The sequence below is a fragment of the Rhodanobacter sp. UC4452_H20 genome, from assembly GCF_052978205.1.
The window spans coordinates 2966468-2981842 of record NZ_CM129662.1; the positions used below are offsets into that span (position 1 = coordinate 2966468).

Sequence of the window (15375 nt, forward strand, 5' to 3'; positions counted from 1 at the left end):
ATTCTTCAGTGTTGCCGGGAAGATCCGGGGTGGTCGCCAGTTCGTTTGATGCTCGGCAACCGTCACTGCATTGCATGGTAGTGGCGACCGTTCATGGCGTGATGTTGACGGCACGATGTTGCCATGAGGGACAAGCCAACATCCCAACATCCCGATAGCCCGGCGCCGCTGATCAGGCGCCTTGCTCAGAAGCGTCCTTCGCGAGTCAGCTGCTTGATCTCGTCGTCGGTGAACAGCCGCGAACGAGTGAGAAAGCGGACACCTTCGCCGTTTTCCAGCGAAAACATGCCGCCACGCCCTTCGACCACGTCGATGATCAATTGCGTGTGCTTCCAGTATTCGTATTGCGCGGGATTCATGTAGAACGCTACGCCGGCGATCTCCCCGAGCTTGACGTCGCGATCGCCCACGATGAAATCGTCCTGCGCAAAGCACATTGGCGAGGAGCCATCGCAGCAGCCGCCAGACTGGTGGAACAGCAGCGGTCCGTGGCGTGTGCGCAATCGTTCGATCAACTCCTCAGCAGCCGGCGTGGCGAGCACTTTGGCAACTGCAACCGTGGTATCCGACATCTTGTTCTCCTGCATTGTGGCAAGCTGAAACGTCAACCGAGCCCCTAGCACGAGGCGGCGGTCCGGTCCGGGTCCGAAATAGCGGGCATTGCCGTCGTTGACGATCACCGTGCCGCTGAGTGCGGCAGGAACATCAAACGGCGCAAGATCCAGTCGACTGGCATCGACCTCTACAGCCTGCAGATTGGTCACGGCAGCCGTAGCGGTAAAATCCGCTTCTTTCGCCATGACTGGTTGCAGCGCACACCCCGCATGAACCAGGACAAGCGGATGAAGATGAAGCCCGCGGATTGCCGCGCGCTGTCGCGGCGGTGACCGTCCTGGCTGATTCACGTGGCACTCCCGTAGACTCTGGAAAATCCTGCGCCAACGGGCGCATGGCTGGTGCGCGACATCAGCTTCGCCTGCCGGCGGTGCCGATTCATTCGCCGTGGTAGATCAACCGCACCCTGGACTCCGTCGCCTCCTCGAAAGTCAGTGCATCGCTGCCGGCCGGGTAGCCGTTCTGCTGGAGGATAAAGGCCATGATCTCCACATAATCCTCGTGCGCCAGGCTGCCCGGTTCGGTAGCTGGCATGTTTTTCGAAACGATGCCGAAGATGTCACCGACATGGAAGTCAGCCTTGGCCGGAGCAAAGTGCGGTCCCTTGAGTGCGGGTCCGGCGCGACCGGCCAGGGTTGACCCGTGACAGAACGCGCAGTGATCCTCGAACTTCTGCTTGCCGCTCGCCGCCTGGGTCTCGGTAAACAACGCCGGAGGGTGGCTCGCATCGTCCTGCTTCGATGCGGTTGCGCGACCGTTATCGAGCGACTGAACCTTGTGAGAAAGCTGCACCGATGCTGACGCACCGCGCTGCGAGGCCTGCGCCCTTCCCGCCTCGGCATAGGGCGTGAGCAGCCGCGCCAGCTCGCCCGAAGCGGTCATCGCCACGATTGCTCGGCCGAATGCTGCCGCCGCAGTTGCGTGACTGCTGTTGTACAGCGCCACCAGGTCGAATTGCGCATGCGGTTCGTGCAATGGGTGGTAACTGAAACCACCCGCCTGGTGGTGGCTGGACAGATAATTCACCACCGTTGGTTGCCACAGCATCGCCGCACCTGCTGCATGTGTCTGCAACGCCTTGATCGAATCGTCGTTGGTCAGATGGACGTCCGCCTGCAGGCCGGGATGATCTGCGAAGTACAGGTTCGGCGTGGTCTGGTAGGTCACCGCCACACTGGTCTTTTTCGGCAACTGGTCGAGCGTGGTGGCCTTGCTGTCCTTCGGCGTCACCAGCACGAAGCCGGTGTGACCGTACGCCTCGGTAGCCTGCAGGCCGGACGGTACGGCATGTTCGTCGGCATCGATCGGAAAGCCCAGCACCAACGTGCAACTGTCTTTGGCGAGCTTGTTGAACTCCTTCAGGTCAAAGCCCTCGTCGCCGCCGCTGCCATCAAACTCATGAACGCGCAGGGAGTTGCCTTCGTGGGTGGCCACGGCCTGTGCGAGGTGGTGGTCCATGGACGCGGTAGGGCTGCTTTTGTCGATGCAAACCGACAGCTCGCCCGCGACGGCGGTGCCGCCGTACATAAGTACGGCGGCCATTCCGATGCGGCACAGATGGGACCTGGAAGGGAAACGATATGTCTTCATGCCAGCACTCCGGTTACAGCGAGAACACGTAAAAATGACCGCCCAGCGGTATGTTCCGCACTGCAGGATCCTTGGCCATGTCGCCGCCCCAGATCGGCGTGGCGCCGCCCCAGCCGGCGTAGACCGACACGTATTGCTTGCCGTCCACCTTCCACGTATTTGGCACGCCGATGACACCCGAACTCATCTGCGGGCTCTTCCACAGCACCTTGCCGCTCTTGGCATCGAACGCATACAGGTGGCCGTCCGCGCTGCCGGAGAACACCAGGCCACCGGCCGTGCTGAGCATGCCGCTATTCCACGGCAACGCCGAGGGATGACTCCACGCCTGCTTGCCAGTGTTGACGTCGATCGCCTGTACTTCGCCCCACTGCCCCTTGAATGCCGGATCGGCCACGACCTTGAAGCTCTCACCCAGGAAAGGCAGTCCGGCCTTGTAGCTGACTGTAGTGCCCTTGATCGTCATGCAGGTATGCATGGTCGGCACGTAGGCAAGACGCGTCTTCGGGTCAACCGAGATCGGCCACCAGTTCTTGCCGCCGAGGAAGCTGGGACAGGTGAACACTTCCTTGTCGACGGTCGGGCGCATCGCCGGATCGGTGGTGACTTTGCCGTCCTTCGAGCCGTTCACGGAGGTCGCCGTGGCGAATTTCTCCATGTAGATCAATTTGCCATTGGTCCGGTCGATCGCATAGAACCAGCCGTTGCGGCTGGCGCTGACCAGTGCCTTGTACGACTTGCCCTTGTAGTCGATGTCGGTCAGTACGGTTTCGTTGGTGCCGTCATAGTCCCAGGTGTCGTTGGGAGTGTATTGAAAGTGCCATTTGATCTTGCCGGTGGCCGGATTCATGGCGATCACCGAGTCGGTGTACAGGTTGTCGCCCGGACGCAACGTGGCCAGCCACGGGCCCGGATTGCCGACGCCCCAGAACAGCGTGTCGGTCTGCGCGTCATAGGTGCCGGTCAACCACGCACCACCGCCGCCGGTCTTGTACGCGCCCTTGGGCCAGGTCTTGCCACCGGGTTCATCGGGTGCGGGAACGGTGTAGGTCTTCCAGGCCTGCTTGCCGGTTTCCGCGTCCAACGCTTCGATGAAGCCGCGCGCTCCGTACTCGCCACCGGACTCGCCGACGATCACCTTGCCCTTGACCACCAGCGGCGCCAGGGTCATCGCGTAGCCCACGTCGGCCGGTATCAGCTGCTTCTTCCAGACCACCTTGCCGGTCTTGGCGTTCAGCGCCACCACGTAGTTGTCCAGCGTGGCCATGTAGACGTTGTCGCCGTACAACGCCACGCCGCGATTGACGACATCGCAACACACGGTCTTCAGGCCGGCCTGGGACAGATCGTGCTGGTATTTCCACAACTGCTTGCCGGTGCTGGCCTGGAATGCCACCAGCTCATTCTTCGGCGTGGTGATGAACAGGTAATCTCCATTGACGATCGCCGGCGACTCATGCCCCTGCTCGAACGCGGTCTTGTAGTCCCAGACCTGCTTGAGCTTGGTCACGTTGTCGGTATTGATGTTCTCGAACGGGGCATAGCCGGTGCTGGCGTAATCACGCCGGTACATCAGCCAGCCGTTGTCGCTCGCCGCATTCACGAGCCGGGCATTCGTCACCGGCTTGTAGTCGGCCGCAGTCGCCGCGCTGTCGGCGGCAAACGCAGCACCACTCAACACAAACATCGCCGCGAACAGTCCGCTGATACGAAAATTATTCAGATTTTTCATGTGAATCTCCTGTGGTTCGGTCAGGCAAATCAGAAGAAGACAAAGCCGCCAATCGACGCACCATTCATGCGCGCGGTGTTGCCGGCAAAGTCTTTCGAGCGGGTCTGGCTGAGCTCGAAGCTCAGCGTCACGCTCTTGGTCAGCGCGTAGTACACGCCGGCGGTCACGTTGCTGTTGGACTTGAAGTTCGCCGTGCTGGCGAGGTCGTCCTGGTTGCGGCTGATGCCGCCGTTGAGGCCCAGCTTGAGCTTGTCGGTAAGCTGGAAGGTGCCCTGCAGCAGGTAGTTGGTGGCCTTGGCATTGCCCTGGTCACCGTCGGTCAGGATGCCGATACCGTGGCCGCTTTGGACATTGCCCAGCAGGCCGAAACGACCAATTTTGTAAGAGGCGCCGATCTCGGCGGCAGTCATGGTGAAGCTGTCGGGCTGCACGCCGGAACCGGTCGGCGCATAGAACCGTTGCGATTTCGCGCCGATCCAGCCCTTGAAGCCACCATCGGTATACGACACCTGCAACTGCACTTGCGGCGCCGAGCGTGAGTCGTAGATACCAGTGTTGTTGACTGGGCTGAATACGCCACCGGTGAAGCTTAAACCAGTGGTGCCCGGCGTGGTGTAGACGATCTGACCGTAGTTGCCGAGATAGGTATAGCCGGCACCGATGTGACCCAGCGACACACGACCGCGCTGGGTGGCCTGGACCGGCGCGCCGACCCCGATGAGGGTCATGTCGGAGAGAGTCGCGTTGGAGCCGAACACGCCGTAGTCGCGGCCCAGCTTGACCGTGCCGAAATCGGGCGTGCCAAGAGTAAAGAATGCTTGTCGCACATCGACACCGCTGTTCGCCGACAGGGCATCGGAGGTGGCAACGGCGGCCATCAGACTGACCTGCGCCGTGATATCGATGCCTTGCTGTTGGGTACTGAATTTGGTGGTCAGCGCATCCGGCAACAGTCCGTTGCCGATCGTGGTGCGGTTCTGCTGCCCGCCGCAACCCAGCGCGCGGCCCGCCAGGGCGGTACCGCCGACGGCATCGCCATTGCAGCTCACCGTGGTGTAGTAGGCATTGGCGAAACCGCCGATGTCCACCGTCCAGTCGTCGCCACTGAATGAAGTGGCGTTGGCTGCCAGTGGACACATGGCCAGACCCAGCACGGCCACGCCGCTGGAAAGTGACTTGAGACTGGACAGGCGATGCTTGCCTGCCGTCCTGTCGGTTGCTGATGTTTTCATACCCTGCTCCCCATGGTTGAATTGTGGCGCGACCCCTGCGTTGCCACCGTTGTGGCGTGAATGTCTTGCTTCTTCCGAACGGGCGATTCCCCCCCCGAGCGACTGATCGCGCCACGAATGCGCGTCGTGTGGATCAGGCCTTTGCTGTTTTGCCGGTGCCGGCAAATCCGGTAGCGACAACCTTCCCGCGGCCAGCCCGGTCGCACGGCGCAAGGCAACGAATCACCCCGGCCGTGCGTGTTGGCCGATCAGAAAAAGCCCAGCTTTTTCGGTGAGTAACTGACCAGCAGGTTCTTGGTCTGCTGGTAGTGGTCGAGCATCATCTTGTGGTTCTCGCGACCGATGCCCGACTGCTTGTAGCCGCCGAACGTGGCGTGCGCCGGATACGCGTGGTAGCAGTTGGTCCAGACTCGACCGGCTTGAATGCCGCGACCAAAGCGATATGCCCGCGTACCGTTGCGCGTCCACACGCCGGCGCCGAGTCCGTACAACGTATCGTTGGCGATTTCCAGCGCTTCCTCGTCGGTCTTGAAGGTGGTGACGGACACCACCGGGCCGAAGATCTCCTCTTGGAACACGCGCATCTTGTTGTGGCCGAAAAATACCGTCGGCTTCACGTAATAGCCGTTCTTGAATTCGCCCTCGAGCGAGTTGCGCTCGCCACCGATCAGTACCTTGGCGCCTTCCTGCTTGCCGATGTCGAAATAGGAGATGATTTTCTCCAGCTGTTCGCTCGACGCCTGTGCACCAAGCATGGTCGAGGGGTCCAGTGGATTGCCCTGCTTGATCGCGGCGACACGCTTCAGCGCGCGCTCCATGAACTTGTCATAGATCGACTCCTGGATCAGCGCACGACTGGGGCAAGTGCAGACTTCGCCCTGATTGAAGGCGAACATCACGAAACCCTCGATCGCCTTGTCGAAGAAATCGTCGTCGGCGTCGGCCACGTCGGCGAAAAAGATATTGGGCGACTTGCCGCCAAGCTCCAGCGTGGCCGGGATCAGATTCTGGCTTGCGTATTGGCTGATGAGTCGGCCGGTGGTGGTCTCGCCAGTGAAAGCAATCTTGGCGATGCGCGGGCTGGAAGCCAGCGGTTTGCCCGCCTCCAGACCGAAGCCATTGACGATGTTCAACACGCCCGGTGGAAGCAGGTCGCCGATAAGCTCGGCCCAGACCAGAATGCTGACCGGCGTCTGTTCGGCCGGCTTCAGCACCACGCAATTGCCTGCCGCCAGTGCCGGCGCCAACTTCCAGCATGCCATCAGCAAGGGAAAATTCCACGGGATGATCTGGCCGACAACGCCCAGCGGCTCGTGGAACTGATACGACACCATGTCGTCATCGATCTCGCCCAGCGAACCTTCCTGCGCGCGGATGCAACCGGCGAAGTAGCGGAAATGGTCGATGGCCAGCGGCACGTCGGCATTGGCGGTCTCCCGGATCGGCTTGCCGTTGTCCCAAGTCTCCGCGTGGGCGAGCAGATCGAGGTTCTGTTCCATCCGATCGGCGATCAGGTTGAGGATGCGCGCGCGCGCCGTGGCCGAAGTCTTTCCCCACGCCTCGCGGGCCGCGTGGGCCGCGTCGAGCGCGGCCTCGATATCATCCTTGTCCGAACGCGGAATCTCGCAGAACGGATGACCGGTGATCGGTGTGACGTTCTCGAAGTATTTGCCGTTGATCGGTTCGATCCAACGGCCGCCGATGAAATTGCCGTAGCGCTGCTTGAAGGGAACCTGCACGGCGAGATGTTGCTGTTCGAGCTTGGTCATGGGTGCGTACTCCGCGTCGGTGGAAAGGTATCGAAGTCAGAGCAGATGTCGTGCCAGAAGCTTTTTCGCGTCGCGATTGTTGCGGCGCATGAAGCCGTCATGTCAGGCAATGAAAAGGGAATGCTTTTCATTTGTGGCAACGCAGCATCCGCGATTCGAAGGCATGGTTGCGCTGCGCCGTCTAATGTGTTCTGTATCAAGACACCCTTTGGAGTAGGTGTCGCAGAATGCGACACACGAGGTATCCCATGCGCCAATCAGGCATGACCGAATCCATCAGCAATGCACGCCGCCGCTTTTTCGACAGCGGTACTGCACCGCGCGGCCTGGTTCCCGACAACATCCTCGCCTCATGGCGCCGCTGCCGACAGCAGGGCCAGATGGCGGATAGCTGTCCTGAAGTGGCGCCGGTAGAGCGGCATGCGCTGAATCAGATGCAGGAACAACATGAAGTCCTGCGCCGGCTGTGCCGGCCGGAATTGCAGGCTCTGTACGCCAGCGCCAATCAGGCCGGCAGCATCGTGATACTCACCGCCCCCGACGGCTTCATCCTTGATGCGCTGGGCAACGCTAGCTTTCTCGACAAGGCGGCCCGGGTGTCACTGTGTGCCGGCTCACCCTGGGGCGAATCGGTGACCGGTACCAATGCCATCGGCATGGCGCTGTTCGAGCGCCGCGAGGCCGAAGTACGCGGCGGCGAGCATTACTACGCGCCGCACCGCGTGCTCAGCTGCTCAGCCTCGCCGATCTTCGACCCGCTCGGCGAAGTTGTCGGTGTACTTGATCTGTCAGGCGAAGCGTCGATGCATCACCTGCACGCCTTGGGCATGGTGCAACTGGCGGTCGAACAGATTGAACATCGTCTGTTCGAACATCGTTTCGACGGTGCCGACATCGTGCGTATCCAGCCCGACCCCGACCTGCTCGGCACGGCGCGCGAGGGCATGCTGGTATTCGAGGCGCACCGGTTGGTGGCCGCCAATCGGCATGCGCTACGCCTGCTCGGGGTCAACTGGGAAGAGCTCGGCCGTCGTCGCTACGACGAATTGTTCGTTTCGGCCCTGCCACGCCCGGGCAGTCTGACCAGCATGCGCTGCCAGAGCGGCGAAATGCTGCATGCCAAACGCGATGCGCTAAGCCATAACGGCATCTCCTCGCGCGTTCCGCGCAATCAGCGCACGTGCTCAATCCGATTGCCTGAACCGGTTTTCTCTGCCGAGCTGGAAGCCGAGATTGATCGCAGCGTACGCCTGCTGGATGGCGATATCCCCCTATTACTGCAGGGAGAAACTGGTACTGGCAAGGAAGTGGTGGCGCGGGCATTGCACCAGCGTAGCCAGCGCTGCGCAGCACCGTTCGTTGCAGTCAATTGCGCCGCACTGCCGGAGCACCTGATCGAATCGGAACTGTTTGGCTACATGCCCGGCGCATTCACTGGTGCCCGACGCGAAGGCGCCACGGGACTGTTGCGCGACGCGGATGGTGGAACGCTGTTTCTCGACGAGTTGGGTGACATGCCGCTCGGCACACAGAGCAGACTTCTGCGTGTGCTGCAGGAGCGTGAGGTCACGCCGTTGGGTGGCAGTCGTGCGCACGCAATTGACGTCGCCGTGATCGCCGCCACCCATCGCGAACTGGCCGGTGCCGTCGCTCGCGGTGAATTTCGTGCCGACCTGTACTATCGGGTCGCGCAGGCCACCCTGCGCCTGCCCGCGCTGCGGGATCATCTTGATCTCGCCACATTGATCAGGCAGCTCTGGCACTCTCTGGGTGCCGAGCAGATTCCGATGTCGTTGCACCCTGATCTGGTCGAAGAGTTGTCCGCCATGCCATGGCCCGGCAACCTGCGCCAGCTGGTAGGCCTGCTGCGCAGCTTCCTGGCACTCGGCGAAAAAGGGGCGACCCTGACCCACGACGATTTGCCAGCCGATTTGAAGAATCCGCTTGCACCGACATCGGCGCCAGAATCAGCGTCGATGAGTCTGTCCGGCAGTCTTCAGGCGATCGAGCAGCAGGCGATCAATGTGGCGATTGCTGACTGCGATGGCAACGTCGCCGCCGCCGCACGCAAACTGGGAGTGAGCCGCAGCACCATCTACCGGCGTCTCAGCGAGCAGAGCCCAGCCGACTGACTACCATCGGCGACGCCGCGATGCGACTGGCTTGGTTGTCGAGCCACCGTGCCGACGTCGAACTCATTGAGCACCCGAATACTTCTACTGCAACGGCGTAGGTCGATGGCTGACCGGTGGGCCGTGCACCGATATGGCCATGGAGTTTCTCTCTGTGGAGCCATGGGTGAGTGATCAATCGTGTGGCGGAAATACAAAATGCGCAGGGGGCAACGCTGCGTATTTTTCTTCCCGCGGTTCTATCAGGCTCGCTTGATCAAGCCGATGATTACCAGCAACACGATGGCGCCGATCATCGCGTAGACGATGCTGGTGACGATCGGGCCGATGATCATGAAGCTGACACCCAGTGCAGGTAGCAGCCAGCCGGCGAGAAGCGCGCCGACGATGCCGATCACGATATTGCCGAGCAGGCCGAAGCCGAAGCCACGCACGAGCAGGCCAGCCAGCCAGCCGGCGATGGCGCCAATCAACAGAAAGATGATCAAGGCCGTAGCAGTCATCATGAACTCCTGGTGCGAGAGGAAAAGGTCGATAACATTGCGCGCACCTCCATGCCACGCCCCGCAAGCGTCCATCCTGTGCTGTGCAGCGACCGTGACGAGCTTGTGCAGCGTCATGTTCGGTGCGCTTCGTCGACGCCTTCCCGATGATCGTGACCGGCAAGGTAGAGAACTACCTGATGCGCAAGACGATGGTGGCCGAGCCAGCAAGTTGACCCGGTCGGCTGAGCGGGAATGTCGCGACGGCTGAGATCACGACCGACGACACTGCACGCATGACCGCTTCGCCACCCGCACCGACGCCACCGGAGCAGCTCGCCGTGACCCGACCACACAAAGGCCGTGGTGCCGCCTCCAATCCCGAAGGCCGTTTTGAAAGCATCCACCATCAGGCCGAGGACGACGGCTGGCAAAGCACCTTGCTGGATGAGGACTCGCCGCGTCCATGCACCGAAGTGAGCGAAGAGCGGGCGCTCAGCGTGATCAGCCGCAACGATTCGCCAGACATTGCATTCAGTCAGGCAATCAATCCGTATCGTGGTTGCGAACACGGATGCATCTATTGTTTTGCACGCCCTTCGCACAGTTATCTCAACCTGTCGCCCGGCCTCGACTTCGAGACAAAGTTGCGTGCCAAGGGCAACCTGGCCGAGGTGCTGCGGTCTGAGCTGGGCAAGCCCGGCTACGTGGTCAGTCCGATCAACATCGGCAGCAATACCGATCCCTACCAACCGATCGAAAAGCGCTGGCGCCTGACCCGTGCCGCGCTGGAACTGCTGGCCGATTGCCACCATCCATGCACCATCGTCACCAAGAACGCCATGGTCGAACGCGATCTCGATCTGCTGGTGCCGATGGCACGTGAGAAGCTGGTGCAGGTATTCGTGTCGGTCAATTCGCTGGACAACCGGTTGGCCGCAAAACTCGAGCCACGCGCCAGTGCACCGCATCGCCGGATCAAGGCCATCCATACCCTGGCCGAAGCGGGGGTTCCGGTCGGCGTGCTGGTGGCGCCGATCATTCCGGCCCTGAATGACATGGACATGGAAGCGGTGATGGCGCGCGCGGCCGAGGCGGGCGCGGACTGCGCCGGTTACACCACCTTGCGCCTGCCGTACGAGCTGAAAGCGCTGTTCCGGGATTGGTTGGCGTTGCACGCTCCGCAGCGTGCCGCGCATGTAATGAGCCTGGTGCAGCAGATGAACGGCGGGCGTGACTACGACAGCAACTTCGCCACCCGCATGCGTGGTTCCGGCGTGTTCGCCGAACTGCTGCGTCGCCGCTTCGAAGTGGCATGCCGCAAGCACGGTTTCGCTCGCGCGCGCGGACTCACCCTCGACATCACGCGCTTCGTCCCGCCGCGCAAGGCGTCGCCGCAGGGCGAGTTGTTCTGACGTCGTTCATTCGGATCGGCTTGTGTGATTCGGGTCTGCAGGCGGCTTGCGGACGACCTTGTTAGACGCCCGTTGCACGCAGTCCACCCGGGGGGGCACCGAAGATTCACGCCTGACCATGCAGGCTTCCAACTCCCCCACAGCACTGTTGCCAATGCCATGGTGCGCTCCCGAGGAAATCCCGCATGGCCACTTCACCCCGCTTTCTCTCCGCGTCCACCCTTTCCGGCGACGCCATCAAGAACCCTCAGGGTGACTCGCTGGGAGACCTCAAGGACATCATGATCGACACCACTTCCGGCAAGGTTGCCTATGCCGTGCTCTCCTTCGGCGGCATCCTTGGCATGGGTGACAAGCTGTTTGCGGTGCCGTGGGAAGCGTTGGCCGTCGACGCAGAGAACAAATGTCTTGTCCTCAATGTCGGCAAGGAGCGGCTCAAGGATGCACCGGGCTTCGACAAGGAACACTGGCCGAACTTCGCCGAGCCGGCATTTGCCGACGAGCTGCGCGGCTACTACCGCTGAGCAAGGAGCGCCGGGGGGATGGCTCGCCGCCGGCTCTTCACGCGCTTGTGAGGACGAATGGGCTGCACTGTGCGGAATGGTCACCACGTTGATCGGGTGCACCGTCTTGCACAGGAGTCATCAATGTCCTCATTCGCGCTTTACCTTATTGGCATGATCGTTGTCATTGGCGGACTTGCCTACATCGCTACGCTGGTGCACGTGCCTGTCGAGTGGATTGTTGGCGGTGCCGTGGTATTGCTCGGTGCCGGCATCCTCGGCGCGGTCACCAAAACCCGCCGCAGGGATCCACCGGAGTGACACCAGCGCATGGGGCCGGGAGGGGCCCATGCGCTGAAGGTCGGGCCGATGTCAGCCAGGGAGCATCGATCACGACTGGCCGGCCGGCAGGTACCTGTTGAACCATTCCAGCGCACGCTGCAGCACGTCGCGTTGGTGCGCCGGGTCGACGAAGTGATGGCCTTCATCGGGATACACCACCAGTGAGGTGGGCACGCCCTGGGCGCGCAGGGCGTGCCACATCTCGAACGATTGCGGCGCGGGGCACTCCGCGTCGCGGTCGCCGACCACGATCAGCATCGGCGTTTTCACCTGCTTGATGAAGTTGATCGGCGAGCTCTTGGCATAGACCGCCGGATCGTCGTAGACGGTGGCGCCGAAGAACGGCGGCATCCACTGGTCGATCAGGTTCTGGCCGTAATAGCTCTGCCAGTTCGAGATGCCGGCGCCCGCCACCACGGCGCGGAAGCGCTGGGTCTGGGTCGGCGCGAACATGCTCATGAAACCGCCGTAGCTCCAGCCGGTGAGGCCGAGCCGCTGGTCATCAACCGGTACGATTTTCTCCACTGCATCAACGCCGGCAAGGACGTCGCGCAGGTCGCCATGGCCGAAATCCTTGCGGTTGGCCTGCACGTATTTCTCGCCCTGGCCGAAGCTGCCGCGCGGATTCGGCTGGAACACGAAATAGCCCAGCGCAGACAGCGGCGCGGCGCCGTAGCCCACCCCCGGCCAGCGCGGGATCACCGCGCTCGACGGGCCGCCGTGCACCACCACCACCATCGGATAGGTTTTCTTCGGATCGTAGTGGGCCGGGTACAGCAGCCAGCCCTGCACGTGGAAGCCCTCGTTGTTCCACTCCACCGACTCGGCCTTGCCCCAGGCCGGCTTGAGCCCGGCGTTGAACGAGGTCACCGCCGGCGGCGCGGTGTTGCCCAGCGCGCCGGCGTGCACTTCGCTGGCGCTGGCGTACGAGCTCTGCAGGAAGGCGACGTGCCTGAGGTCGGCGGACAGCGACATCGCCATCGACGCGCTGCCATCGCCGATGCTGGCCGGCACGGTGAAGTGCACGCGCTGCTGCTGTGCACGCGTGGCGGACACCGTGTAATCGGCCAGCTGGCTCTGGCCGTTGCTGACCTGGCTGACCAGCATCGCGCGCGGCGACGTCCAGCGTAGCCAGCTCGGCGTGACCTTGATGCCGGGCGTGAGGTCGACCAGCGTGCCACCGGCGGCGGGCACCGCGTAGATGTCGCCGCCGGTGGCGCCCTGGTCGCTCATCAGGCCGCCGATGAAGGCGATCCGCGAGGCATCCGGCGACCAGCGCGGCAGCGCGATCTGCAGCCCGTGCAGCGAGCCGCTGGCGGTGTCGGCCGGATCGACCAGCACGGTGGCGGCGGCATCGACCTGTGCGGGCTGCACGTAGAGCCTGGCGATCCACCAGTTGTTGTCGCCCGGCGGCGGCGCGGCGGTATAGGCGATGCGCGAGCCGTCCGGCGACCAGTCGAACTCGTAGGCGTACATGCCGGCGGGCGTCAGCTCATGCAGCGCGCCGCTGGCGACGTCGAGGCTGGCCACGCGTTGCACCTCGATGCCGCTGACGCCGATCTCGCCGGCGGGCCGCTTGGCCGCGGCCACCGCGCTGGCGTGGCGGGTGGCGCCTGCGACATAGAGGAAGCCGAGCGACTTGCCGTCGTCGGTCCACTGCAGCGCGCGCACGTAGCCTTTCAGCGCGGCCAGCCGCGCCGGTGCGGTGCTGCCGCGGGTGTCGGCCAGGTAGATGTCGTTCTGCATCACCCGGGTGCTGGTGAGGTCGACGTTGCAGTTGGAGACGAAGGCGAGGTGGCGCGAGTCCGGCGCCCACGCGATGCCGGATTCGGCGCAGCTGCCCGGTGTGGCCGCCGCACTCACGCGGCGCGCATGGCTGCCGTCGGCGTTGGCCACCTCGATCGCCGGCTTGTCGTCGCGCCGGATCACCCAAGCGAGCTGCCGTCCGTCCGGCGAGATCGCGGTGGCCTGGATCGACTGCGCCTTGCCCAGTTCGGTCAGCACCTGCTCGATGCGCGGGTCCACCGTGGGCGCGTCGGCGAAGGCGTTGGGCGCCAGCGCCAGGCACAGCAGCGAAAGGGGAGCGATCAGGTGCGTGCGCTTGGGCATGAGAGGTTCCGGCCGGGGGAATCCGTCAAACCTACAACCCGCTGTGGCGTGCGCCAAGTAGGGAAGGCGCGCGCAGCGTGCCCCGTGCCGGGGCCGGATTGGCGCATCCCCCGGGGAGCGAGGCGCGGCTGGAGGAAGATCAGGGCGGGCCCCCACCAGCCCTCCCCGGCCTTGGCAGGGGAGGGAGCGAAGGCGTCAGGCCTGCGCGCCTTCGGCTTCCAGGTGGTAGCGCGTGGCCAGTTCGACTTCTTCCTTCGAACCCAGGAACACCGGCACGCGCTGGTGCAGGCCGGTCGGTTGCACCTCCATGATGCGCTGGCGGCCGGTGGTGGCTGCGCCGCCGGCCTGCTCGATGATGAAGGCCATCGGATTGGCCTCGTACATGATGCGCAGCTTGCCGCCCTGCTTCTCGATCTTCGCGTCCAGCGGGTAATAGAACACGCCGCCGCGGGTCACGATGCGGTGCACGTCGGCGACCATCGAGGCCACCCAGCGCATGTTGAAATCCTTGCCGCGCGGCCCGGTCTTGCCGGCCAGCAGTTCGCCGATATAACGCTGCATCGGCGGCTGCCAGTGGCGCTGGTTGGACATGTTGATGGCGAATTCGGTGGCCTGCCCGGGAATGCGGATATTCCGGCGGCTGAGGATGAAGCTGCCCACTTCGCGGTCCAGGGTGAACTCGTGGGTGCCGTGGCCGAAGGTCAGCACCAGCACGGTGGCCGGGCCGTACACCACGTAGCCGGCGGCGAGCTGGGTGGTGCCCGGCTGCAGGAAGTGTTCGGCCTTCGGTTCGGTGACGCCGTCCGGGCAGCGCAGCACCGAGAAGATCGTGCCGACGGAAATGTTGACGTCGATGTTGGAGCTGCCGTCCAGCGGGTCGAACAGCAGCAGGTGCTGGCCCTTGGGATAGCCGTCCGGAATCTGCTGCGGGTCTTCCATCTCCTCCGAGGCGCAGGCGGCCAGGTGGCCGCCCCAGGCGTTCGCCTCCAGCAGGATCTCGTTGGAGATCACGTCCAGCTTCTTCTGCGCCTCGCCCTGGATGTTGCCGGTGCCGGCCTCGCCCAGCACGCCGCCCAGCGCGCCCTTGCTGGTCGCCACCGCGATGCGCTTGCAGGCGCGCGCGACCACCTCGATCAGCAGCGAAAGTTCGGCGTTGATGTGGCCGGCGCGGCGTTCCTCGATCAGGAACTGGATCAGCGAGACGGGTTTCATGTCGGGTCCATGGCGTGGGAGACGCTTATTGTCGCATTTGTGAGGAGCTGGGAATCGGGAATAGGGAATAGGGAATAGGAAGAGCTGGACTCGCCAAGCTCGAAGCTTCCTGCTCCTCAGCTGCTGCGGGCGATGTTTTTCCGATTCCCTATTCCCTATTCCCTATTCCCTATTCCCGGCCTGCTGACAACACGTTGGCAGCAGGGGGTCGCCAAGCTGTACCTCCAAGACGGAGGGATACG

Annotated in this window: 12 protein-coding genes; 4 read left to right on the forward strand and 8 right to left on the reverse strand. The window is 63.2% G+C overall.

The genetic code is table 11. From position 1 onward, the window contains the following. Positions 1-185: 185 nt before the first annotated feature. The 5 genes from ACVCMC_RS13790 to adh form a co-directional block, all read right to left on the reverse strand. Positions 186-572 (reverse strand): DUF779 domain-containing protein, encoded by a 387-nt coding sequence (locus ACVCMC_RS13790; protein WP_447099504.1) that lies wholly within the window; start codon positions 570-572, stop codon positions 186-188. Between the two features lie 421 nt (positions 573-993). Beyond that, on the reverse strand, positions 994-2205 hold the full coding sequence (locus tag ACVCMC_RS13795; protein ID WP_447097706.1) for a c-type cytochrome: 1212 nt from the start codon (positions 2203-2205) through the stop codon (positions 994-996). A 13-nt stretch (positions 2206-2218) separates the two neighbouring features. Continuing rightward, positions 2219-3937: a methanol/ethanol family PQQ-dependent dehydrogenase gene (locus ACVCMC_RS13800; RefSeq protein WP_447097707.1), complete on the reverse strand. Its 1719-nt coding sequence runs from the start codon at positions 3935-3937 to the stop codon at positions 2219-2221. Positions 3938-3966: 29 nt separating this feature from the next. Beyond that, positions 3967-5169: a porin gene (locus tag ACVCMC_RS13805; protein ID WP_447097708.1), complete on the reverse strand. Its 1203-nt coding sequence runs from the start codon at positions 5167-5169 to the stop codon at positions 3967-3969. 248 nt (positions 5170-5417) lie between these two features. Further along, positions 5418-6938 carry an aldehyde dehydrogenase gene (gene adh / locus ACVCMC_RS13810; protein ID WP_447097709.1) on the reverse strand — a complete coding sequence of 507 codons (1521 nt, stop codon included), beginning with the start codon at positions 6936-6938 and terminating at the stop codon, positions 5418-5420. 263 nt (positions 6939-7201) lie between these two features. Between adh and ACVCMC_RS13815 the strand changes: the two genes are divergently transcribed. Continuing rightward, on the forward strand, positions 7202-9070 hold the full coding sequence (locus tag ACVCMC_RS13815) for a sigma-54-dependent Fis family transcriptional regulator (protein ID WP_447097710.1): 1869 nt from the start codon (positions 7202-7204) through the stop codon (positions 9068-9070). Between the two features lie 242 nt (positions 9071-9312). Here the strand turns inward: ACVCMC_RS13815 and ACVCMC_RS13820 are convergent, their stop codons facing one another. Continuing rightward, the gene (locus ACVCMC_RS13820; RefSeq protein ID WP_447097711.1) at positions 9313-9690 is read right to left on the reverse strand and encodes a GlsB/YeaQ/YmgE family stress response membrane protein; all 378 of its coding nucleotides are present in this window, start codon (positions 9688-9690) and stop codon (positions 9313-9315) included. A gap of 158 nt (positions 9691-9848) precedes the next feature. Between ACVCMC_RS13820 and ACVCMC_RS13825 the strand changes: the two genes are divergently transcribed. The 3 genes from ACVCMC_RS13825 to ACVCMC_RS13835 all read left to right on the forward strand — a co-directional run bounded on the left by ACVCMC_RS13825 (position 9849) and on the right by ACVCMC_RS13835 (position 11791). Then, a complete protein-coding gene (locus ACVCMC_RS13825; RefSeq protein ID WP_447097712.1) occupies positions 9849-10967 on the forward strand; it encodes a PA0069 family radical SAM protein in 1119 nt (372 codons plus the stop codon). A gap of 185 nt (positions 10968-11152) precedes the next feature. Further along, positions 11153-11491, forward strand: coding sequence for a PRC-barrel domain-containing protein (locus ACVCMC_RS13830; protein ID WP_447097713.1), 339 nt, complete (start codon positions 11153-11155; stop codon positions 11489-11491). 123 nt (positions 11492-11614) lie between these two features. After that, positions 11615-11791, forward strand: coding sequence for a hypothetical protein (locus tag ACVCMC_RS13835; protein ID WP_447097714.1), 177 nt, complete (start codon positions 11615-11617; stop codon positions 11789-11791). Between the two features lie 69 nt (positions 11792-11860). Here ACVCMC_RS13835 and ACVCMC_RS13840 read toward each other — a convergent pair whose 3' ends face one another. Both ACVCMC_RS13840 and ACVCMC_RS13845 read right to left on the reverse strand, forming a co-directional pair. Next, positions 11861-13921 carry a prolyl oligopeptidase family serine peptidase gene (locus ACVCMC_RS13840; RefSeq protein ID WP_447097715.1) on the reverse strand — a complete coding sequence of 687 codons (2061 nt, stop codon included), beginning with the start codon at positions 13919-13921 and terminating at the stop codon, positions 11861-11863. A gap of 195 nt (positions 13922-14116) precedes the next feature. Beyond that, on the reverse strand, positions 14117-15133 hold the full coding sequence (locus ACVCMC_RS13845) for a class 1 fructose-bisphosphatase (protein ID WP_395120742.1): 1017 nt from the start codon (positions 15131-15133) through the stop codon (positions 14117-14119). Positions 15134-15375: the final 242 nt, after the last annotated feature.

What these genes read in the sequence shown, in the direction of transcription:
- ACVCMC_RS13795 (WP_447097706.1), bottom strand. Translation starts at nt 2,205, where the DNA reads ATGAAGACATATCGTTTCCCTTCCAGGTCCCATCTGTGCCGCATCGGA.
- ACVCMC_RS13840 (WP_447097715.1), bottom strand. Translation starts at nt 13,921, where the DNA reads ATGCCCAAGCGCACGCACCTGATCGCTCCCCTTTCGCTGCTGTGCCTG.
- ACVCMC_RS13815 (WP_447097710.1), top strand. Translation starts at nt 7,202, where the DNA reads ATGACCGAATCCATCAGCAATGCACGCCGCCGCTTTTTCGACAGCGGT.
- ACVCMC_RS13835 (WP_447097714.1), top strand. Translation starts at nt 11,615, where the DNA reads ATGTCCTCATTCGCGCTTTACCTTATTGGCATGATCGTTGTCATTGGC.
- ACVCMC_RS13825 (WP_447097712.1), top strand. Translation starts at nt 9,849, where the DNA reads ATGACCGCTTCGCCACCCGCACCGACGCCACCGGAGCAGCTCGCCGTG.
- ACVCMC_RS13830 (WP_447097713.1), top strand. Translation starts at nt 11,153, where the DNA reads ATGGCCACTTCACCCCGCTTTCTCTCCGCGTCCACCCTTTCCGGCGAC.
- ACVCMC_RS13800 (WP_447097707.1), bottom strand. Translation starts at nt 3,937, where the DNA reads ATGAAAAATCTGAATAATTTTCGTATCAGCGGACTGTTCGCGGCGATG.
- ACVCMC_RS13805 (WP_447097708.1), bottom strand. Translation starts at nt 5,169, where the DNA reads ATGAAAACATCAGCAACCGACAGGACGGCAGGCAAGCATCGCCTGTCC.
- ACVCMC_RS13845 (WP_395120742.1), bottom strand. Translation starts at nt 15,133, where the DNA reads ATGAAACCCGTCTCGCTGATCCAGTTCCTGATCGAGGAACGCCGCGCC.
- ACVCMC_RS13820 (WP_447097711.1), bottom strand. Translation starts at nt 9,690, where the DNA reads ATGACGCTGCACAAGCTCGTCACGGTCGCTGCACAGCACAGGATGGAC.
- ACVCMC_RS13790 (WP_447099504.1), bottom strand. Translation starts at nt 572, where the DNA reads ATGTCGGATACCACGGTTGCAGTTGCCAAAGTGCTCGCCACGCCGGCT.
- adh (WP_447097709.1), bottom strand. Translation starts at nt 6,938, where the DNA reads ATGACCAAGCTCGAACAGCAACATCTCGCCGTGCAGGTTCCCTTCAAG.